At 60.0% G+C, this 20,306-nt stretch carries 19 protein-coding genes; 7 read left to right on the top strand and 12 right to left on the bottom strand.

Annotation, left to right across the window (positions count from 1 at the left end):
• Positions 1–71: 71 nt before the first annotated feature.
• The 4 genes from alaS to HUU46_17385 are packed head-to-tail and all read left to right on the top strand — an operon-like array spanning position 72 to position 5,048.
• Positions 72–2,711 (top strand): alanine--tRNA ligase, encoded by a 2,640-nt coding sequence (gene alaS, locus HUU46_17400; protein NUM55427.1) that lies wholly within the window; start codon positions 72–74, stop codon positions 2,709–2,711.
• Between the two features lie 24 nt (positions 2,712–2,735).
• On the top strand, positions 2,736–3,161 hold the full coding sequence (gene ruvX, locus HUU46_17395) for a Holliday junction resolvase RuvX (GenBank protein ID NUM55426.1): 426 nt from the start codon (positions 2,736–2,738) through the stop codon (positions 3,159–3,161).
• Positions 3,158–4,261, top strand: a complete 1,104-nt coding sequence (gene mltG / locus HUU46_17390) for an endolytic transglycosylase MltG (protein NUM55425.1) — start codon at positions 3,158–3,160, stop codon at positions 4,259–4,261. Before ruvX ends, mltG begins: the two co-directional genes overlap by 4 nt.
• Positions 4,236–5,048 (top strand): sugar phosphate isomerase/epimerase, encoded by an 813-nt coding sequence (locus HUU46_17385; GenBank protein NUM55424.1) that lies wholly within the window; start codon positions 4,236–4,238, stop codon positions 5,046–5,048. Before mltG ends, HUU46_17385 begins: the two co-directional genes overlap by 26 nt.
• 5 nt (positions 5,049–5,053) lie before the next feature.
• Here HUU46_17385 and HUU46_17380 read toward each other — a convergent pair whose 3' ends face one another.
• The 12 genes from HUU46_17380 to HUU46_17325 form a co-directional block, all read right to left on the bottom strand.
• Positions 5,054–6,373: a hypothetical protein gene (locus HUU46_17380; protein ID NUM55423.1), complete on the bottom strand. Its 1,320-nt coding sequence runs from the start codon at positions 6,371–6,373 to the stop codon at positions 5,054–5,056.
• 19 nt (positions 6,374–6,392) lie between these two features.
• Positions 6,393–7,019 carry a hypothetical protein gene (locus HUU46_17375; protein NUM55422.1) on the bottom strand — a complete coding sequence of 209 codons (627 nt, stop codon included), beginning with the start codon at positions 7,017–7,019 and terminating at the stop codon, positions 6,393–6,395.
• A gap of 135 nt (positions 7,020–7,154) precedes the next feature.
• Positions 7,155–8,144, bottom strand: a complete 990-nt coding sequence (locus tag HUU46_17370; GenBank protein ID NUM55421.1) for a hypothetical protein — start codon at positions 8,142–8,144, stop codon at positions 7,155–7,157.
• 294 nt (positions 8,145–8,438) lie between these two features.
• Positions 8,439–9,194, bottom strand: a complete 756-nt coding sequence (locus HUU46_17365; GenBank protein NUM55420.1) for a class II aldolase/adducin family protein — start codon at positions 9,192–9,194, stop codon at positions 8,439–8,441.
• The gene (locus tag HUU46_17360) at positions 9,191–9,472 is read right to left on the bottom strand and encodes a EutN/CcmL family microcompartment protein (protein ID NUM55419.1); all 282 of its coding nucleotides are present in this window, start codon (positions 9,470–9,472) and stop codon (positions 9,191–9,193) included. The genes HUU46_17365 and HUU46_17360 overlap by 4 nt, the downstream gene beginning before the upstream one ends.
• A 35-nt stretch (positions 9,473–9,507) precedes the next feature.
• Positions 9,508–9,771, bottom strand: a complete 264-nt coding sequence (locus HUU46_17355; GenBank protein ID NUM55418.1) for a EutN/CcmL family microcompartment protein — start codon at positions 9,769–9,771, stop codon at positions 9,508–9,510.
• A 31-nt stretch (positions 9,772–9,802) separates the two neighbouring features.
• Complete coding sequence (locus HUU46_17350; GenBank protein ID NUM55417.1) at positions 9,803–10,360, bottom strand: BMC domain-containing protein; 558 nt, start codon at positions 10,358–10,360, stop codon at positions 9,803–9,805.
• 620 nt (positions 10,361–10,980) lie between these two features.
• On the bottom strand, positions 10,981–12,444 hold the full coding sequence (locus HUU46_17345) for a DUF1501 domain-containing protein (protein NUM55416.1): 1,464 nt from the start codon (positions 12,442–12,444) through the stop codon (positions 10,981–10,983).
• Between the two features lie 25 nt (positions 12,445–12,469).
• Positions 12,470–14,164 carry a DUF1800 family protein gene (locus HUU46_17340; protein NUM55415.1) on the bottom strand — a complete coding sequence of 565 codons (1,695 nt, stop codon included), beginning with the start codon at positions 14,162–14,164 and terminating at the stop codon, positions 12,470–12,472.
• A gap of 13 nt (positions 14,165–14,177) precedes the next feature.
• Positions 14,178–15,149, bottom strand: a complete 972-nt coding sequence (locus HUU46_17335) for a DNRLRE domain-containing protein (GenBank protein ID NUM55414.1) — start codon at positions 15,147–15,149, stop codon at positions 14,178–14,180.
• Positions 15,150–15,359: 210 nt separating this feature from the next.
• Positions 15,360–15,926, bottom strand: a complete 567-nt coding sequence (locus HUU46_17330; GenBank protein ID NUM55413.1) for a GNAT family N-acetyltransferase — start codon at positions 15,924–15,926, stop codon at positions 15,360–15,362.
• Positions 15,927–16,032: 106 nt separating this feature from the next.
• Positions 16,033–16,398: a hypothetical protein gene (locus HUU46_17325; protein NUM55412.1), complete on the bottom strand. Its 366-nt coding sequence runs from the start codon at positions 16,396–16,398 to the stop codon at positions 16,033–16,035.
• A 463-nt stretch (positions 16,399–16,861) separates the two neighbouring features.
• Here HUU46_17325 and HUU46_17320 point away from each other — a divergent pair, with 463 nt between their 5' ends.
• From HUU46_17320 to HUU46_17310, 3 genes are all read left to right on the top strand, one after another.
• The gene (locus HUU46_17320) at positions 16,862–17,140 is read left to right on the top strand and encodes a hypothetical protein (GenBank protein NUM55411.1); all 279 of its coding nucleotides are present in this window, start codon (positions 16,862–16,864) and stop codon (positions 17,138–17,140) included.
• 180 nt (positions 17,141–17,320) lie between these two features.
• Entirely contained in the window at positions 17,321–19,708 is a 2,388-nt protein-coding gene (locus tag HUU46_17315; GenBank protein ID NUM55410.1) for an ATP-dependent Clp protease ATP-binding subunit, read from the top strand.
• Entirely contained in the window at positions 19,705–20,277 is a 573-nt protein-coding gene (locus HUU46_17310) for a hypothetical protein (GenBank protein NUM55409.1), read from the top strand. The genes HUU46_17315 and HUU46_17310 overlap by 4 nt, the downstream gene beginning before the upstream one ends.
• Positions 20,278–20,306 lie beyond the last annotated feature (29 nt).

The raw sequence follows: 20,306 nt of genomic DNA, 5'->3' as shown, positions 1-20,306 counted from the left end.
AACAGACCGAATTTGATAGACTACGGTGTTGATCTTGCAGGTCTTCCTCACGGTTTTTTCGGAGTTTTCAGGTGAAAAGTGACGATATCCGTTCGAGTTATCTCGAGTTCTTTCGGGAGCGCGGACACGTGGTCGAGCGGAGCGACAAAATCGTCCCGAGCAACGACCCGACCCTGCTATTTACGAGCGCGGGCATGGTGCAGTTCAAGCCGTTTTATACGGGCGAAGTGCCCGTGCCGTATCGGCGCGCGACGACGTCGCAGAAGTGCCTGCGCGCCGGGGGCAAAGCGAACGACCTCGACGAAGTCGGCAAGACCGCGCGCCACCTCACGTTTTTCGAAATGCTGGGGAACTTCTCGTTTGGCGATTATTTCAAACGCGAGACCATCCTGTGGGGATGGGAGTATTCAACGCAGGTCATCAAACTCGAAGCCGACAAGATTTGGGTGTCGGTATTTGAGGACGACGACGAGGCCTACGCAATCTGGGAGAAAGAGGTCGGCGTCCCCGCGCGAAAGATCGTGCGGCTGGGCGCGAAGGAAAACTTCTGGGGCCCCGCCGGAGACACCGGCGCGTGCGGGCCGTGTTCCGAAATGCACATTGATCGCGGTGAACACCTCGGCTGCGGCAGACCGGACTGTGCGCCCGGTTGCGACCACTGCGAACGATTCATGGAATACTGGAACCACGTTTTTCCGCAGTTCGACCAGCAGCCGGACGGGTCGCGTCCGCAACTGAAGAATCGCGGTGTCGATACCGGCATGGGCCTCGAACGCCTTGCGGCGCTGTTGCAGAACAAGGAAACGGTTTTCGATACGGACGGCATCTTCCCCATCATCGAAGCCACGCAATCGTTGAGCAAGATTCCCTATACGGAGAACCCGGTTCCTTATCGCGTCATTGCGGACCATGCGCGCGCGCTGTCGTTCATGATTGCCGATGGTGTGTTGCCGAGCAACGAAGGGCGCGGCTATGTAGAGCGCCGACTGTTGCGCCGTGCCGCGCGCTTTGGCCGGGAGATCGGGCTTGAGAAACCGTTCCTTCACGACGTCGTGCAGACGGTTGTGGATCGCATGGGCCAGCAGTATCCGGAACTCATCGAAGGCCGTACGCAAATCACCAAGATCATTCTCACCGAAGAGGAGCGATTCCAGAGCACGCTCGCGCGCGGGATGGACATTCTCTCGTCCACGTTCGATCGCATGAAAAAAACGGGCGACAGGGTTGTCCCCGGCGAGGAGTTGTTCAAGCTCCACGATACGTACGGATTTCCGCTCGATCTCGCGACCGACATCGCGCTCGACAACGGCTTCGAGGTGGACCGCGACGGATTCGAGTCGGCGATGCAGCGGCAGCGCGAGCAGGCGCGCAGCGCGTGGACCGGCAGCGGCGAGGAGGCCCTCTCCCCCGTTTATCGCGTGCTGCATACCGAACTGGGCGATACGAAATTCACCGGTTACGATACGATGCATGGCATCGCGACGATAAAGGCCATTGTTAGAAAGGGCGTGCGAGTCGATTCTTTGTCGCTAGACGAAGAGGGCGAAGTCATCCTCGATACGACGCCGTTTTATGCGGAGTCCGGTGGACAAATCGGCGACACCGGCTTTCTCGACGGAGTGAGCGGGGGCGCGCACATTACCACGGCGAAAGCGCCGGCCGGCAAGATGATTTGCCACTTCGCGCGCGTGACCAAAGGCGCACTGCATGCCGGCGACACGGTCGAGGCGCAGGTGGACGCCGCCGCGCGCACGGCGACGATGAACCACCACACGGCGACGCACCTCTTGCAGGCCGCGCTGCAGGACATCCTTGGCGATCACGTGCACCAGGCGGGTTCGCTGGTCACACCCGAGAGGTTGCGCTTCGATTTCACGCATTTTGAGGCGATCGGCGGCGCGCGTTTGCTCGACATCGAGCGCAAGGTCAATCAGTACATTCGCACGGCGACGCCCGTCTCGATCAAACAGATGCCGCTGACCGAAGCGAAGGCCGCGGGGGCAATGGCGCTGTTTGGCGAGAAGTACGCGGATGTCGTGCGTGTGGTCAGTGTCGGCGATATCAGCATGGAACTCTGCGGTGGCACACATGTGCCAAACTCAGGAACCATTGGATACTTCAAGATCGTCAGCGAATCGTCCATCTCGGCGGGCGTGCGTCGCATTGAAGCGGTCTGCGGTGAAACGGCCGTGGACACGCTGCAAGCGCGGGAACGCAGTCTGCAGGGTACGGCGCAACTTTTGGCGACCACTCCGGATCAACTGGAAGCGCGCGTGCAGGCGCTTGTGGACGAGAATAAGCGTCTGCAACGCGACCTTGCGAAGTGGAAACAACAGGCGGCGGTCGGTGGCCAAACGGATTACATGCAGCAGGTGAAGCAGGTTGACGGCCTGCAGTTGCTTGCGGTGCAGGTCGACGGCCTCGACGCCGAGGGGCTGCGCTCGGTGATGGACAAGTTGCGCGAAAAGTTGCCGTCGGGCGTGCTTGTGCTCGGCAGCGCGAACGAGGGCAAGGCCTCGTTGTGCGTCGGCGTGTCGAAAGACCTTACATCCAAGGTGCGGGCGGGCGACATCGTGAAACAGCTCGCGCCGATCGTCGGCGGCGGCGGCGGCGGTCAGCCGCACCTGGCCCAGGCGGGCGGCAAGCAGCCGGAGAGGTTGCCTGAGGTGATTGAAAGAGCGCCTGACATTGTGAAGGCGTTGATAGGATAGCCCGTGGCGGAGCTCGGCCGCTGCATGGCGTTGGACGTGGGCGACGTGCGCATCGGCGTTGCGCTCAGCGATCCGCTCGGAATCATCGCGCAGCCGCATTCGGTGATTACCGCGAAATCCCCTCAGGCCGACGCGGAAGCTGTCAAGCACTTGATCGACGAGACCGGTACGAAGTGGCTCGTCGTCGGCGTTCCGTTAAACAAGGAAGGTAAGCCCGGCCCGCAGGCGGAAAAAGTGCTTGCGTTTGTCGAGCTGCTCAGGCAAGTCCTTGGTATCGAGATTGCGTTGCAGGATGAACGATTCACCACGGCGGAGGCGCAACGCGGACTCATTGCCGCGGGGGTGCGCCGCCAGGCGCGTAAGGGACTGGTGGACAAAATCGCCGCACAACGCATTCTCCAGACTTATCTCGATAGGCGCGCGCGCGAACAACAGGCGCAGCAATCGTGAGCGCGAACGCCGCGGAGGATTCAAGACCAAAGCGCTCGTGCCTCCGCATTCTGTTACGGCTTTTTCTCTTCTGCGTTGTACTTGCCGTCCTCCTGGCAGCGGCGGCGGGGTTCGGCGTCTATCTCGTCTACGATCATGTGACTGGAAAGGGGTCTCCCGGCGAACCCGTGCGCGTCGAGATTCCGCCGGGCGTCACGGCGAACCAGGCGGGACAGGTCCTTACAAACGCGGGCCTGGTCGATCATGAACTTCTGTTTCGCATCGCCGTCCGACTCGACACGGTGAAGAAGCCAATTCAGCAGGGCTTCTATGACGTTCCCCAAGGCCTATCCCCCACCGAAATTCTTCGCATGTTGCAGGAAGGGCCGAACGTCGCGGACGCACGATTCAAGGTGACGGTCGCGGAAGGACAAACCATCAAACAGACTGCAAAGCAGTTCAAGGAACCGGATGCATTCATCGCCGCCGCGTCCGACACGGCGCTGATTCAATCGCTCGGCATTCAGGCGTCGACGCTGGAGGGCTTCCTTATGCCCGACACGTACTTCTTCGATGAGGAACCTGCACCGGAGGACGTCGTGGCGCGTATGGTCGAACATTTCGAGAAGGAGTATGCGGCGCTGATGGCGGAAATTCCCGGGGCGAGCGAGCGGAACAAGTTCGAGGTGGTCACCGTCGCCTCTTTAGTCGAAGAGGAATCGCGCGTGAACGACGAACGGCCCATCGTGGCCGCGGTCATCTACAACCGCATCAAGGCGAACATGACCCTCGATTTTGACAGCACGCTGCAGTTTGCCTTGGACAAGTACGGCCAGCGCCTGCTCAACAGTGATAAGGAAATCGATTCTCCGTACAATAGTTATCGCATCGCGGGGCTGCCACCGGGACCGATTTCGAGTCCAGGGGTGGACTCGCTGCGCGCGGCGCTGCAACCGGCCCGGGTCGAGTATCTCTATTTCGTGTCCAATGCCGACGGGAAGACGCATACGTTCAGCACGACGCTGGAAGAGCACAACAAGGCCGTTACCCAGTTTCGCCGCGAGATAGCAATTCAACGCAAGGAGCAGGAGGCCCATGCCGCACAAGAAAGCGAGCAGTAAACGGCCGCTAATTCCCCGCGCCCGGCTGATGGTGGCGGTGGCGCTCGATTACGAACACGAACTGCGGTGCGCGGAGCAGTACGGCGTGGGCGCGGAGATTCAGACGTTCGGATTTCCGCAATTCATCGAAAAAGACTCGACGAAACTGTTTCAGAGAATGGTCAAGCAGGTCGATGCGCTTAAGGGGCCGATCGGGTGCCACGGCCCGTTCATCGACACGATTCATCATAGTCCCGACCCGGACATCCGCGAGGTGTGCCGCATTCGGTATTTGCGCGCGTTTGACGTCGCCGAAGCGCTGGGCGCGCACTACGTGCTGTTCCACAGCCAGTTCAATCCGATCATCCGCGTGCCCGTATACAAGAAGGTCTATCACGAGAATAGCTTGCGCTTTTGGCCGGAAATGATTGAAGAGGCGGAAAAGCGCAAGATACCGATTTACATCGAGAACATGTTTGACGACTCGCCCGTGCCGGCGCGGATGGTCGCGGATGCGTTCGACTCGCCGTACTTCAAATTATGCCTTGACGTGGCGCACGCCGAGATTCACTCGACGCTCGACATCGCCGAGTGGATCGACGGCAGCGGCGACCACCTGCGACACGTACACATCAACGATTGCATGGGATCGATGGACGACCACCTCGGCCTCGGCCAAGGGGTTCTTGACCTGTCCCGCGCGCTGGCGTTGTTGAAGAAGACGAAGTTGCCGCTGACCTACGCATTGGAAACAGGAAAGCATACAGCGGCGAGTATGCGGTATCTGGGAATCGGCAAACAGGCCTAACCTATTCACTTGTTGTCCAAGTACTTGACTGGTGTCTGCGTGTAAGCAGGCCCGGAGATTCGGCCCGTCCATTCCTTTCCGGATTCCCATCCGACGTACGCGCATTCCTTTGTCGAGTAAACCGAGATACTAAATGCTACCAGAACCAAAACCCATTTCCATGCACGGTTCATGCGCATTGCGGCAGGAATGGCCATGAGCAAGAGCACGGGCATGGATGCGATATACCAGCGGAAGCCATATGATTCGCCTCCGTAGTTGTTCGTGGACTTGACGTAGTAGGCGACAAGAACCAGAAAGCATACCAGCCCGGCGATTGCGCAACGCTTGGCGAATGCGTTTTCAGACTTTAGCGCGACGATAACACCGATTGGACCGAGCAGCAACACGGGGAAAAGCGAAAAGACGCCGCAGCGGCCGAACGTGGTGTGGAAGAGATACGTGAGCTTGGGTTCGCTCAACGCGTCGATTCCCAAGGGGTGGCGCCAGTATGCGGACTCGTACATGTACGTAGCTTCGCGCATCTGCACGGGAAGCAGCCCACCGGTGGCGTACCACGTCGCGACGAAATGTACAAGCAACGGCGCGGCCCCACCTGCGACGCACCATATCGCCGTTTGTTTGGGGAAACGCAGGAGCAGAGCACATCCCGCCGCGGCAACGTAGATGCCTGCGGGCATATCGAGCGTGGGCACCAGCGCCCCCGCGAATCCGAACGCGGCGAAGCGCCACGCAGTTGGAGCGAGCCTACCCGTAAGCAATCCAAGAGCGATATACAATGCGATCGTCAGCGCCGCAGCAGCGGGCACGTGATTGTTAATGGTGATGCTGAACCCGGCGAGCTGCGTTCCGAATGCGAGCGCGGCAATCAGGAAGATGCGGGATGCAAACGGCAAGTCGAAGAATGCGAGTGTTTTCGCAAAGAACACGATTACGAGAAGAAACGAGCCCGAAATCAGTACGATGGTCATCAGCACCAGGAGCGCGTCGACGTCGCTGTCCGATGTCAATTCCCAGCCGGTGGTTGTGTGCGCGGCAAGATAGACGCCCGTCATCACAAGCGGCATTACGGGGGGCTTGCTGGAAATCATCCGTCCACCGCGCGTGACACCGTTGGACTCGTCGCCGCGCACGACGACTTTGTCGATCGTATCCGGTGTAAACGGATTATCGGGTTGGTCTATGTACCAAGTACCGTGTTGGGTCAGGCTATAGACGGTCGCAAGACGGCTGCTGGCGAGATCGCCCTGCGAACTTCGAAATGCTCCGAAACACGAAAGGCCGAACGCGACGACGGCAATTGCGTATGCGGCTTTCGGCGTCACACCCGGCGCACGGCGCGCGCTAACGTCCGGTCATGGTCGACCAGGCGCGGCGCCACCAGCTTTCCGACGATTCCTCTTCCGCGGCGACGGTGCGTTCGACTTCTTCCTGCGCGGGGACCCATTCGCCGTTGACATATTCTTCGGTCTTTTCGGCGACGAACATGCTGCCGGCACGGTACCAGCGGCCGTTGCGCATCTCGAAGGTCAATGTTTCCTTACCCGTGTCGCGCGCATAGTTCGAGTCCGCGACAGCTTCGTCGCGCTTGCGATGGAGTTTCGTCGAAAAGCGCTGCTTATCGACCTTCACCGACGCGCGGTACGGCACCGTTCGTGATTCCGTTTCCTGAATGTCGATTCCCGCCTGCGCGGAGCCGCTCGGATAGAGATAGTATTCTTTGAAGTAATACGGCTTCTTGTGCTGCAACTTTCCGGTCGCATCGCTTGAGGCCTGGCCGGTGGATTGAATGTAACTGTCGACCGCTTCGCGCAGGCGCGCTTCGCGGTCCGCCTCGCCTGAAACCGGGGCGCTGGGCGCCGCGGCGACGGCAGGATCGCTGCTGCCACCGCCGAATGTGCCGCACGACGTCGAAGCCAGAAGAACGGCCGCTGCGACGGCGAACTGTAGGACATTTCCGCGAACGGACATGGATTTCGTTTGCTCCTGTTTATTCCCAATCCGACTTGCCTGCGGATTCCCCCGCGAAAAGGAACGCCGCGAAACCATTGGAATGACGCAATGGTACCACGACGCGGACTCCATCACATAACGCGACACATTCCGCTACGGCGACGTAATCCGCGTGTCGGTGAGGCTGTACGTCAGCAGGCGATTGTTGCGCCGGGTGTCTTGCACCTGGACTTTGTCCCGTTTGATGGCGGTCACCTTGAAACGGTCGCCGACAACCTCACCTTCCTCCGCGTCCTGCCTCGCGCCGGAACTCAACCCGAAGGTCGCGCTGTCCCCCCCATCGGCGATACTGAGCAACGACATTTGGTATGCAAACGTCTCCGCGTCAACTTCTTCTTTGAGTTTGCGAATCTCGGCGCTGCTGTGGACTTTGAACACCTCGTCCACCTCGCGCGCGGCATCCTTCAGGTTCTGGTGCGTCCACGGCGACGCGTCGAGGAGGCCATGGACCTTCTTGATGAACAGGCCCTGGGCTTCCTTCAGGATCGCTTCATTCTTGCTGTGCGGTTCGGCACGCAATGCCTTGGCCGCTTCAACGGCGGCTTCCTTGGGGTCTCCGCCACGCTTGATGATTGCCTCGGCGGGATTGACCTTGCCGCGGCTCGGCTCGATCGGCGGCCGCGTGTAGTACTTGTACGCAAAATTCGCGACGAACAACAGGACAATGACTCCAACAAGGATGCCGCCGATCTGCATGGCGCGCGTAGCCATGCTTGGGCCTTTTGGCTTCTTGAACGTCGTCGGCTTTGTCGCAGGCATTGCGAGCGATGCCAGGGCCTGGCTCCGCTCGTCGAGTTGCGGCAAGCCATCGGCGCCCGTTGCGGGGCCGGCGCCGCCCTTCTTCTTGCTCGACATCCCGAACAGAGATTTTCGTTCGGGCTGGGCGTCTTCGGGCGGATTGCTCTTGAAGTCATGCTCGGATCGGAACGCTTCCATCGCCTCCATTACGCTGCTTGATGGCGCGTAATGGCGGATGGTTTCGCCCCCAAGATCATCGATGCTGAGGCTGCGCGTTTCGTCGCGCGGACGGCCCACGGATTCGCCGCAGAACCGGCACTTCGTCGCGAGGACGCTAATCTCCATGCGGCAACTGGGGCAAAGACGAGTCTTTTCACTCGTTCCACCGGGTTGTCCCACTACTTAATTCTCCCGAGTCCCGTTACGGAACCTGCCCCGAGGTTCGCGTTAACATTAGTAGTTAACTCACAACTGTCATATTGGCGGCTCCCTGAAGGCCGCCCGCGGCCAAGCCGCAATCCGCGCAAACCGCATGGTATCGGAGAGGGCATCAATTTACAAGCGGAGGGCGAAAATCCGCCGCGCATTGCGTAACCCAAAGGCACGTAAGAGCTTGGGAAACGATACAATTCGTCGACCTCACCCTCGACCCAAGACCTTTAACGTCTCTTCGACTACTTTATCCAATTCCGGGTCGTTTGGCTGCTCGGCCGGTCCACACCCGCACGAATCCGATGCGCACTGATACGCCAAGCCGGAAACACCATACGCCTCGCGCACTTTGTACAGTTTCTCGATCTCCGGCCCTTCCAGCCTCCGCACGTTCCCAAGGACGCGGGCCGTCAGCAGCGACTCGGCGGCGTGCTCGATTTTCTCCATCTTGAACAATGCGTCGAACACGTTCACGCCGACGGTCAGTGCGCCGTGCCGATCCATCATGAGCGCGTCGCACTTTCGGATCAGATCGCGAATCGCGACGGCGCCTTCTGGGGTGGCCGGGGTCGCGTAGTCCGCGGTCGGAATTCCGCCGATCGTATATATCACCTCGGGCAGCACGCAGTCGGAAAGGCTCACGCCCGCGATTGTGAACCCCAAGGCCTTGGGCGGATGCGCGTGAACGACGGCGTTCATGTCGGGCCGCTCCTCGTATGCGGCGAGGTGCGTCGTGAATTCGGAGGTGACCCTGCCATCTCCCGAGATTTTGTGGCCTTTTGCGTCCGCAACAATCAGGTCGTTTACCGCCATGAAGCCTTTTGAGACGCCGCTGGGGGTGCACAGAAACCGACCCGCGCCAAGCCGCACGCTGATATTTCCGTCCGTCGCGGCAACGAGGTTCTTCGCATAGAGGCGGCGGCCCACCTCGCAAATGGCTTTCCGGAGATCGAGTTCGGTCATTTCCCCTCCACGTGCAGATCAACGTGATCGACAATTCCAACGATGACACTACGGACGGGCGCTTCGGCCTCGCCGAACATGAACCGGGCCGAGCTGCCCTCCTGCATCAGCAGCACCAGATCGCCGACGCCTGCTTGGACACGGTCCACCGCCACGAAGTTCGTGCCGTCCGTTGAGCCATCCAGTTTGAGCGGCTTGACCATGAAAGTCTTGCGACCCCTGTAAAATGGATGCTTCTGCGTCGCGACGACGCTCGACATTACTCGGGCAAGTTTCATTGCAGCAGACGGCCTATATTTCGAGACAGAGTCAGTTACGGCATCTGGATATCAATGATAGCAACAATCGTCAGGTCGGCGGGATTGAATTTGTCCGGCAATGGAAACGTGGCTTCGCGGCCCTGCGCCATGTAGACGAACTCGCCGACGTTTGCGCCAATCGCGTCGCACGCAACAACCGGGTTCCCCGAATCCGCGTGGGTATCGTCGATAGGCTGGACCAACAGGAATTTTACCCCGTCGAATGCGGACAGCGCCTGGCTTGCCACCAACCTGCCGATTACTTTGCCGGGTATCATCTTTGCGTTCCCTGCGTTCGTTCGCGGCCGATCACCACGAATGCCGGCGCGTCAAGTACGCGTTCAGTTCCGGGTACGGGTTTGGTATCACCACTCGCTCGACCAATCGCGCGCCCGCCACGAGGGCACCCGCCGCTACGCTGGCCTCGACGTCCGCAACCGACCCTGTGAACGTGGTGTAGCCCTTTCCGCCGATATGGTTCGCCAGGTGCAGTTGGAGCAGAGCAACCGGCGCGGCCTTGCACGCCGCGTCGGCCGCCTCGACGATTGCGGCAGCGGACGAGGTCTCGAGCACGCCAATAGCGTGAATTTCCGTCGGGGCGGTTTTCCCGCGGATCGCGGGCATCACGAGATCGTGCAGGTTCGCCAGGACAAAGCTCTCGACCACGCCGGCGTCCCTGGCGGCTTCGATTCCCGCGCGCACGGATGCATCGACCGACGCCACGTCGCCCGTTACCAACGAAATGTATTTCCCCGGCGTAATCGGGCGCGACTCGATCAACTCGACGGGCGCGGCCTTTACCATCGCGTCGCTCCCGCGAATCCCTACGGCGATTGCCGAAAACTCCACCATGCCTAGGACGGACATACGGACTCCCCAAACCTAATCCGAAAGGCTAGAGCACTGAGTCGCGCCGTGCAAGTTCCGTGCGCTTCACGCCGAGTGAATTCACTCGATCCGAGGAATCCGGGCAGCCGATTCGGCGCGTCATTGCGCGTCCAATTCCGGGCACCGTTCAGCCACAAAAGAACACAAAGAGCGCAAAGAAGGAGCGAATCGCATACCGGTGACCAATAATGCCGAGGTTTGGAGCGATTCAAGGGTTTTCGTCGCTACCGGCGCCGGCATTGCTCGGTCTTGAAGCCAAATTTTCGAATACGATTACGAGTCGTCACGAACAGAGTTCCCCCCGAAGATTATGAAAACTTGAGCGGTGCGCTTTCAGCGCGCGGTGATAAGGGCATTGATATTTTCCAGGGGCAATGCCCCTGGCGAGGGTTTCGTTGCGCCTTTGGCGCGTGGGACGAATTGTGCATTTTCGGAGAATTTGCCATACCCCTTTCGGGCACCCAGAAACTGTGAGAACGCAATTTCAGATTTGAAATCTCATATTTCAAACCAACACGAGCAGGATGTCTTAAAGGACTATTTTCGGAACAGGACGGTTACGAGCGCGATTGTGGCGGCCACATAATTGCGGGGGCGTTTCAATCCTGCGCGGTGAAAGCTCGGTCGATTCGTCTAACCGCATATGCGCCGGCCGCGAGGGTCAGCGCCGCGCCGACAAGGTTCCCGATGGTAGACGCAACTGGAATCGGCAGGGCGTTGTTGATGACCGGAAGGAGGGCCATCCCGCCCTGGATGTTGAAGATGGGGTCGTTGAAGTCCGCGGAACCGAAGATGGGCTCGGGGTCCGCGCCGAACCAGTCCTGGATGATCGTGGAATATACGGCGCGGAAATCGATCGTGTGGCGCAGGTTTCCGTTGAGCTGGTCGGCGAGGTCGGGTTGGCCGCCGTAAACACCGCCGTTGACGTTACCGCCCATCAGGAACAGCGAATTACCCGCGCCGTGATCGGTGCCGAAGCTGCCGTTCTCCTTCACGCGGCGTCCGAATTCGGAGAATGTCATGATCATGACATTGTCGAGGTAGCCGCTCTGCTCCATGTCCTTCAGGAACGCATCGACCGCAAGATCGAATTCGTTCAACAACTGTGGGTGATCGCCGCCATTGATGGGGTCGCCGCCGGCGAGTTGGTTCGCGTGCGTGTCGTAGCCGCCTTGCGACACGTAGAAAATCTTCGTTGTGAATCCGGCACGGATAATCTTCGAGACGATGTCCAGTCCTGTGCCCAGCGTGCCGGTCGGATAGGGATTCAGCGTCGGCTGCAGGTTGGCCGTGGCGACGTCGTCCACAGAAGCTTGGGCAATGTTTGCGGACCGCTGCAAGAAATCTATCGTGGGATCGGCTGTAGTGAATGCATTTACGTCCGCGAGTCCCTGTTTGTGATGCGCGTTGAGCGAGGCGTTTGCAGGCGCATCGAATTTATAGGACGTAAAGTTCAATACGGCGGGCGGCGTGTAGCCGAGGCTGCCGTTCAGCGTCAACGGCACGATATCCTTTCCCGCGCCGAGCATGGTGAGGGGATCGATGTTTTCCGGTGGAATCCCCGCGCACTGATTGTCGAAGAAGCGCGAAATCCACCCCTGCAAGGTGCTCAGTTGCGCGCCGGGCGACGTGCCGTACTCCCAGAGATCGGTCGCGACAAAGTGCGAGAGGTTCGGGTTTGGATAACCGACGTTTTGAATGACGCTGACATTTCCGTTCGTGTACCAATCCTTCAGCCGGATCAGTTTCGGATGGAACGCATTGAGACCATCGCCCAGGAGCGTCAGGCCAAGGTTCGGTTCCAGGATTTTGAGGTTGGGGCGCTGTTCCTGTCCGCCAATCAAGACGGAACCGGTATAGATTGGGTCGGTGTATGGGATGACGGTGTTGAGCCCGTCATTGCCGCCGGCCTGCTGAATAATCACCAGCACGCGATCCGGGTGGCCGAGGCCGGTGAACGCCTTCGCGGTTTGCGCGATCCACATGGGTACGGTCGCTGCGGTCGAAAAATACGTCATGCTCGACAGGCCCGCTTTCAAGAAACTGCGTCGGCTGATGCTCACCTGCGTTCTCCCAGAGTGTTGCGGATCATTTCAATTGAAACCGGGGCATGGCCATCAGCATGTGAATGATGCCACGGATTTTGTTGCGCATGGGCTCGTTACCGCTGCCCACCAGCGGATAGGTGTCGAGAAACGCGGTTAACGCCGTCTGTTCCTCGAGCGTCAGCGGGATTTGGATCAGACGCGTGGCGAAGTAGTCGATGATGGCCGGATGGTCCGCGGGGTCGGCGGGCAACCACCCGTTCGTGGTCAGCAAGTTGTCGAGCCACGCGTCGCCCGCCGTGCCGTTCAGCACGGCCTGTCCGATTCGGTTCGCGTAGTTGAATCGCTGAATGACGTTGCCGGACGTGATCCATGTATTGCCGTGGTTCCAGCCCGCGACGTTTGGCGGCTCGAACAGCGACATGCCCATGTCGGCCATGCGATCGGCGGGACCGTTGAACTGGGCGAATCCTTCGCCGATTCCGATCATGCGCAGCGCCATGACAACGTAGTCCGCGGGCGTCTTCACAAGGTTGTAGCGATACGCCGAATCGACGAACAGCTTCGAGAGAAACAGTTTTCGAAGCACGGCGCGCACGTCGTAAGGATAGCGGCGCTGCGGATAGACGCCTGCGTCCGTACCGCGCATGTAGTCGGCGAGTTCGAGCACTGCGAGGTCGGGAGTCGGCGACAACTGGAAGTCACGGCCCACGAACCATTGCAGCAGTTTCCACGCCATGTAGACTGCCGCCGCGGGGAGCGTGTTATACGGAGGGGTAAGTCCCGAGACGTCGGGGTTCACCGAGACCTTCGCCAGAATCTTGTCGATAACGTCGACGGTCTCCTGGCCGGTCCCGTCGAAGGTGATCGTCTGCCCGAAGACGGTCTTGTTGCCCGGTTCGTGCAGCGCGGGGTCGAAGCCGTAGACGTCATATTGATAATCGTTCGAGCATCCGCGCAGCGGGAGCGTTTCGCCGGTGAAGCACTTGGCCACTTCCTGTACGTCGTTCTCGCTGTAGTTTCCGACGCCCATCGAGAAAAGCTCCATCACTTCGCGCGCGTAGTTCTCCTGGGCACGTCCCTTTCGGTTGAGCACGTTGTCGAGATAGAGCAGCATGCACGGGTCGCGCGTGATATTGATGAGCAATTGGCGGAAATCGTCGATGCCCGTCGCGCGGAACAGATAGTTCTGCGTCATCAAGAGATCGATCGCGAAGAGCGTGCGGCGCAACGGATCGTAGGGGAGCGTGCCGGTCGTGCAGGATTGGAAGCCGGTAGGCGGTGGGACCCCGTCGTTGCCCTGGTTCACTTGCGAGGTGATGCCGCTGGTAACTTTTACCCATTCAGACACCATATGGTCGTGCAGAAACAGGGTAAGTTGTTCCTGCAACGGCTGCGACGTGTAGCGCATGCGGTAAATCCAGTGGGCCTGCATCGAGCGCTTCGAGATGGGTGTCTTGACGAGACCGAGATCGCTCGTGTCGTTCGGAAGGTCAGCGAGCGGGTCGCCGATAGCGCCGGTACCCGTACCGGCGGGCTGATCGAGGTAGGGGTCTTGAGGCTGGGTGTTCACAAGCGCGTCGACGGCGGCTTGAAACGCCACTTGGTCGCCCGCGCCTACCGCGGTTGTCCGCTCGGATGGAGTGGCCCCAAATCCGGCGCGCCGCCAGAGGTGCGCGGCCTCCTCGTCGGACCACGGCCCGTCGACACCAACGATGTATTCGTCCAGTAATGCCATGGATGTACGCCCTTTATTCCAGCGACCGGTTTCGTGCTACGTTGCCCCGCGAACACGCATCGTGCAAACGCGGGCGAGGAATGGCTCTGCCCGTGCCGTTCTGTTCCGTCACGAAAACGCGGCTCGGACGGAGCCTCGCCCCACCCGGCCACAATAGGAGACGGGACGCATAGAGCCGGCGCGGTGCATCTTGATTCGGGACCGCAAGAACAGCGCGCCGCTCCATGCGCATTCGCCACACCCCTGCGGCGATGATGAACAATAAGAGTATGGATATGCCCGACGGGTCAAGAGATGGAACGGCGGCAGCCAGGTCCACGGTAATGGTAAGCATCGGACGATTGGCGGCCGCCTCCGAGGAGTGAAACTTTTTCACGCGCTGCCTCGTGCCTTCGATGGCGCTTACAATGACCCAACCGTTGTTCGGCAAAGAACCATCCACCCAGCCCTGCACATCCGCGATCATTCCGGCGTCGCTCCACACAACCACATCGCCCGCTTGACCGGCCGCCTGCGTTGCGCTTGGAGTCGTAGCGAAATCGCCGCCTTCGGCGCCCCACAGCGATACATTGTGATGGTTGGACTCCCATGTCGCGTCACCATCGGTAGGCGGCGCCCCAAGCCCTCCCTCGAACGTCCCGACTGCCGTCCCCTCCCCCCAATCGTTTGTGAGCCGGTGAAGGTTGAAAACGACGTCGCCAAAGTTGCCGCCGGAGGACTCCACCACCATACGAAGTTGGACGTCCATTACTATCGCCCCTGGAGGAATCTGAGCGGGATCGGCGCGGATCAATGCCCGACGATCCTGAATCTGATTGTTGGTTCCTGAGAAAACGCCGTCCGTACCGCCGCCCGAGTTCGTGCTTTCACTGAAGATTGACGTATCGTCGAACCCGCTGTAACCGTTAAGGCCTTGCTGGAAGACGTAGGTGTGGAGCGGCGCGGCGATCGCGGCGAAGGGCAGAATTGCCGCGAATACTGCCAAAACAGCGACAGATGTCGGGTGCGTGCGAATGTGTTAACCCTCTACCCTGCGACGCCTTACACAGACCCCATAGACCTTGCGTCTCGTCAACGATTTTAACACGCAAAGCTTGGATTGGTTCCTGTCGGGTCGTGATCACATAGGGCGGTTTGCGGCGACACCGGTGGAATCAATGCAGGAGCCGCAGCGGAGGGCGGCTGAATCTGGAGATTAGCTTCCGAAATCGTCCACGTAATGCGACATGATGAGTAGGTCGTGGGTGCGCTCGTTGCGGTCCATGACCCAGTCGGTAAGGAGGGCTTCGGCACGGAAGCCGAGGTCCTCGAAGAGTTGGCGAACGTAGGGTTGGTCGGCGGCCATTTGCACGAAGATTCGGGTGAGTTTTTTCTCGCGGGCGAGCTGAAAGATTTCGACGGCGAGTCGTCGGCCCAGCCCGAGTTTACGCCGGTCGCTTTGGACCAGGATGCGGACCTGACCGAGGTGGTGGGTCCACCAGGTTTCGTTGAAATGCAGGGTGCCGTAGCCGACGATCTTGCCGTTTTCGCAGGCGAGCACGGTGACCGTATTGCCCGCTTCGATGTGTTCAATCCAATGATCGATGACCTCGGGCCGAGTAATGTCGAGCCGAAGGAACATCAGGTCTTCGGGGCGGAGCGCCTGGGCAAACGAAAGCATGTCTCCGCGGTCCGCGTGGGTCATCAACCGGAATGTGATCTCGTTGCCGTCGATGACATCGGACCAAGGATAGGCGCGCGTCAGTTGGGTCGCTTGGGACACAAAACACTCCTCCGTTGCATTGGCGTCATATTACGCGCAACGCTGCCCCATTGCAATGGTATGGCTTAACGGCGCGGCTTCTTACGAAAGGCCGCGGAAAGGTTACTTACGCTGCCGCAGGCTGATGGGCCATTCTCTTTTTGACGACTGGGGCCTTTTTTTTCGCCTTAACCGCCGGCTCGCTCACGCGCTTGACGAATTCGCTCGACAGATCGAATGTCGTATCCACGGCCTTACGCAGATCGCCGCGTCCCTTTTTCATCGTGTGGACCCACTCCGCGACGAGTTGCTTGCCTTCTTTCGGCATCCACTTCGCGGCGTCGACGCGCTTCTGGACCATCTTGTCCATGCGGTCCTGCATCGAGCCGACCCGTTTGGCGACGCGGTCGAAAGTCTTCTTTTCCAGTTCGATGACGCGGAGCGCGACTTTGGCGGCGCGCTGCTGGACGGTTTGCTTGGAGTTTTTCTTCATGGTGCGATTCCCCCCACGGGTTTATATACGGACGGGAACAATTCCCTACCGGTAAGTATATCATGGAGTGCACGACAATCCAACTATTGAGAAAAAAATCACGATTATGAAATAAGCGGAAGAGTCCTGAATAAAGACTACGTAAAGTCGTCTATGATTACAGAATGTACAGTTGTTTGGCGTTCATATCGCCAGGCAACGAACCGACTTCGGAAGTGGAATGACCCCACCGAGTACGCGCTGCCGTAAGGCAGCCGACCGTCGTTGGTATAATTTAACAGGCGACAGATTTTGCCAATAGTAAAAAAAGAAGGCTGGACATGGATGTCAAATCTGAGTATTATCACAAGTCTCTTCGGGGAGGGCGCGGGCAATGCCTGCGGTGTGGGTTCATCATCTTGGTACCAAGGGCCGAGGGTTAGTAGCGATGGACTGTAGACTTTCCCGCGCAGAACGTTTGGCTGTGGAGTCGCACCAAACGAAGATGTGCTGCGAGCGGGGCTGTGATGTAACGTTTGACGAGGCGCTTGCCGACTGGAACGCTTCCCACGCGGTCCGTTGGCGCGAGGAACGTCAACGCCGGTTTCTTGCCGAACAGCGGGCCGAGATCGAACGGCACAAGTGGATCGAGTCCGAGAAGGCCGGACGCGATCTTGGACGCGACGCCGTTTTGGACTGGATCACAAAGAACGCCGCGGCGTGGCGCAGTTGGTACGAGACCCGCGAAGAGGCGGTCCGTTAGCCGAACGCCGACTATTGTTGGCCGCCCCAATCTCTGAAATCTGACCGCTGTGTAATTTTCTTGCGGAATTGATCCTGCCCGTGTATTACTATGCCTCTGCGGACCGCCCGCGTGGGGGTACGGGGTCCAGCGGGGCGTCTGACAACGTATTTGGACCACGCAGTAGGAAGCGCCACATTCGTGCAGGTTCCGGTCTCGCAAGAAGTCAATGCCCTGCTTGACGACGCTACGGCAATCAGCCTGCGCCGCGGGCAGATGTATGTCGGAGTCGAGCACCTGTACGAAGCGATCCTCGTCAAGTCCGATCTCCTCCCCCTTACATTCCTTAAACAATACGCAGACCAACTGCGCGCGGCGTCCCACGAGATGACGCGGGAAGCGTGGAAAGGCCACATGCCCATCGCGGGACCGGAAGTGTTCTACACGCCGCGTTGCGCGGGGGTCGCGAACGAGGCCGCGCGCTTCGGCCAGCGCCTGAGTCAGGGCAACGCTGGGGCGGGGCACCTGTTGCTCGCTCTGATCGCGGACGCATACTCCGCGCCCAGCAGGGCGATGGATCGCCTCCAACTCCCGCGCGGCGAGATGATTAAGTTGCTTCGTCACGAATTGATGCGCGGCAGCCAGGCGCGTCCCCTCGTGAGGGAAGCCCAGAAGACGAGCGTAAAGGCCGCCGCCATGCCACAGCAAGGCGCTGACGCGCGCGACTTGCCAGAGCTTGTGATGGGAGAGGACAACGCCGCTCAACCGACGAGCACGGCGGTGCTCGCGACGCTGACGCGCGACCTTACGCAGGCCGCGGCGCTGGGCTCGCTCGAACCCGCCATAGGCCGCGACAGAGACATCGTATCCATCGCGGAGATTCTCTCGCGCAAGACGAAGAACAATGTGATCCTGGTTGGCGAAGCGGGCGTGGGCAAGACGCGGATCGTCGAAGGCCTGGCGTACTCCGCGTTTCGCGGGCGCGGCGCGGGCGTGCTGGCGGGGTATCGATTCCTCGAATTAAACATGGCGGCGCTCATGGCGGGCACGGCGTACCGCGGCGCGTTCGAGGAAAGGCTGCTGGGTCTGCTCGAAGAGTTGCGCCGCGAACCCAAGAGCGTGCTGTTCATCGACGAGATACATCTCATCATGGGCGCGGGCACGGTCGAGGGTGGAACGACGGACTTGGCGAATCTTCTGAAGCCCGCCCTCGCTCGGGGCGAACTGCGCTGCATTGGCGCGACGACGTTGCACGAGTACCGCAAGTTCATCGAGAAAGACCCGGCGATCGAGCGCCGGTTCCAGATGTTGCGCATCGAGGAATTGTCCGCGGCGGCGACGTGGGAGGTTTTGGGGCATCTTCGCCCCGGCCTGCAAAAGCACCATGGCGTGCATATCAGCGGCAAGGCGATGCACGCGGCGATCGCATTGTCGCAGCGGTACATGCCGAACCGGCAACTGCCGGACAAGGCGATCGACGTGCTCGATCAGGCCTGTGCGCGGTACCGGTTGAAGGCCGTTGCGGCGAAGAGCATGCCGAAGGCGTTCGACAGCGACATGGGGCAACCACTGGCCGAAAAAGTGACTCCGCACGACGTGCGCAAGGTGGTCAGCCGAATGACGGGAATTCCGATTGAGGAAATCACGCAGGAAGAGCGCGTGCGGCTGACCGATCTTGACCGCAAGCTGCGCAAGCGCATCATTGGACAGGACGATGCCGTGTCGCGTGCCGTCGCGGCGGTGAAAAAGGCGCGCGCGGGTCTGGCCGATCCGAGCCGTCCCGAGGCGGTAATGTTGTTTCTAGGTCCGACGGGGGTCGGCAAGACACAACTCGCGAAGAGTCTTGCGGACATGTTGTACGGTTCGTCAAAGCATCTAATCACTTTCGACATGTCCGAGTATGTCGAGGAGCATTCGGTGTCGCGCCTGCTCGGCGCGCCGCCGGGATACGTGGGCAGCGAGGAAGAGGGCCGGCTGTCGCAGGCCATACACAACGCGCCGTTTTCGATTCTGCTGTTCGACGAAATCGAGAAGGCGCACCGCCGTATCTTCGATATCTTCCTCCCCATTCTGGACGAAGGGCGTCTGAAAGACTCGCGCGGGCGCGACCTGAGCTTCCGCAACTCGATAATAATCTTCACGTCCAACGTCGGTTCGGAGCACCTGCATCGCGGAGTGGACGCAGTGGACGACGACGCACTGATGGCGAGCTTGCGCAAGAGCTTTCGCCCCGAGTTCATCAACCGCATAGACGAGATTGTCCCTTTCTATCCGCTACTGTTCGAGGATATCCGCCTCATGCTGAAGATAAATCTCGGCGAGATGAACGAGCGCCTGAAGGAGCGTGGTATGCGGCTGCGCGTGTTTCAGGGCGCGTACGAGTATCTTGCGCGCGAGGGCTACAACGCCGAGTTTGGCGCGCGCGAGTTGCGCCGCACCGTCGAGCGGCTCGTCATGAATCCCATCAGTGCGATGGTGCTTGAAGGGCGCTTCGTCAACGGCGACACCGTCGAGGTACTCGTCGAGAATGACGAACTGACCTTCCGCAAAGGCGAAACGCTTATCCAACGTGGAGTGGCCACCGCATGAGGGCGGGTGGGCAGGCCGACTGTTTTGTCGTCGTGAACGGACCGGAAGACGGCACCGAGTTTCCGATCGTACGCGCGCCGTTCCACATTGGCCACGACAGCGGGTGCACTGTCACGCTACGGCTCGACAAAGGCATCGAAGACTTTCACGCGCTTGTGTCCGTCGTGTCCGACGGGTACCGCATCCGCAAAGCGCGCGACAAGGCCATCTACGTGAACGGGTACCCCGCGGGCGCGCTGCGTTCGCGGATCGTCCGCGATGGAGGCATGGTGCAGATCGGCCAGACGCTGCTCATTCTCGATTGCTCCCCGGACGGGCTCGCCCGCCGCACGCGCGGCCTCCCGACCGACAGCGACGTCGTCTGGGCCGTGCGCGAAGGCGCAAAACATCTCTGGTCGTTCGTGAGGAATATCGCTACATCCGTCTATCGCCTCGTCCGCCGTATCGTCACGAGCTGGATGGCGATGCTGGCGATTGCCGTCGTCCTGTATATCGCCTGGCCACAGTTCCGCTGGTGGATTCAATGGGCGGTCGTTTGGGTGTGGGTGCGCGTGACGAACGTGCTTTAGCGATTCGATTTGTGCGCGCTTTCGGCGAT

The organism is Candidatus Hydrogenedentota bacterium (assembly GCA_013359265.1).
Classification (GTDB): domain Bacteria; phylum Hydrogenedentota; class Hydrogenedentia; order Hydrogenedentales; family SLHB01; genus JABWCD01.
This window is presented reverse-complemented; position numbering and strand designations above follow the sequence as displayed.

Bases quoted from the DNA above. Each gene is read 5' to 3' on its own strand.
- ruvX (NUM55426.1), top strand. From the start codon at position 2,736: ATGGCGTTGGACGTGGGCGACGTGCGCATCGGCGTTGCGCTCAGCGAT.
- HUU46_17385 (NUM55424.1), top strand. From the start codon at position 4,236: ATGCCGCACAAGAAAGCGAGCAGTAAACGGCCGCTAATTCCCCGCGCC.
- HUU46_17375 (NUM55422.1), bottom strand. From the start codon at position 7,019: ATGTCCGTTCGCGGAAATGTCCTACAGTTCGCCGTCGCAGCGGCCGTT.
- HUU46_17370 (NUM55421.1), bottom strand. From the start codon at position 8,144: ATGGAGATTAGCGTCCTCGCGACGAAGTGCCGGTTCTGCGGCGAATCC.
- HUU46_17365 (NUM55420.1), bottom strand. From the start codon at position 9,194: ATGACCGAACTCGATCTCCGGAAAGCCATTTGCGAGGTGGGCCGCCGC.
- HUU46_17360 (NUM55419.1), bottom strand. From the start codon at position 9,472: ATGAAACTTGCCCGAGTAATGTCGAGCGTCGTCGCGACGCAGAAGCAT.
- HUU46_17355 (NUM55418.1), bottom strand. From the start codon at position 9,771: ATGATACCCGGCAAAGTAATCGGCAGGTTGGTGGCAAGCCAGGCGCTG.
- HUU46_17350 (NUM55417.1), bottom strand. From the start codon at position 10,360: ATGTCCGTCCTAGGCATGGTGGAGTTTTCGGCAATCGCCGTAGGGATT.
- HUU46_17340 (NUM55415.1), bottom strand. From the start codon at position 14,164: ATGGCATTACTGGACGAATACATCGTTGGTGTCGACGGGCCGTGGTCC.
- HUU46_17325 (NUM55412.1), bottom strand. From the start codon at position 16,398: ATGAAGAAAAACTCCAAGCAAACCGTCCAGCAGCGCGCCGCCAAAGTC.
- HUU46_17310 (NUM55409.1), top strand. From the start codon at position 19,705: ATGAGGGCGGGTGGGCAGGCCGACTGTTTTGTCGTCGTGAACGGACCG.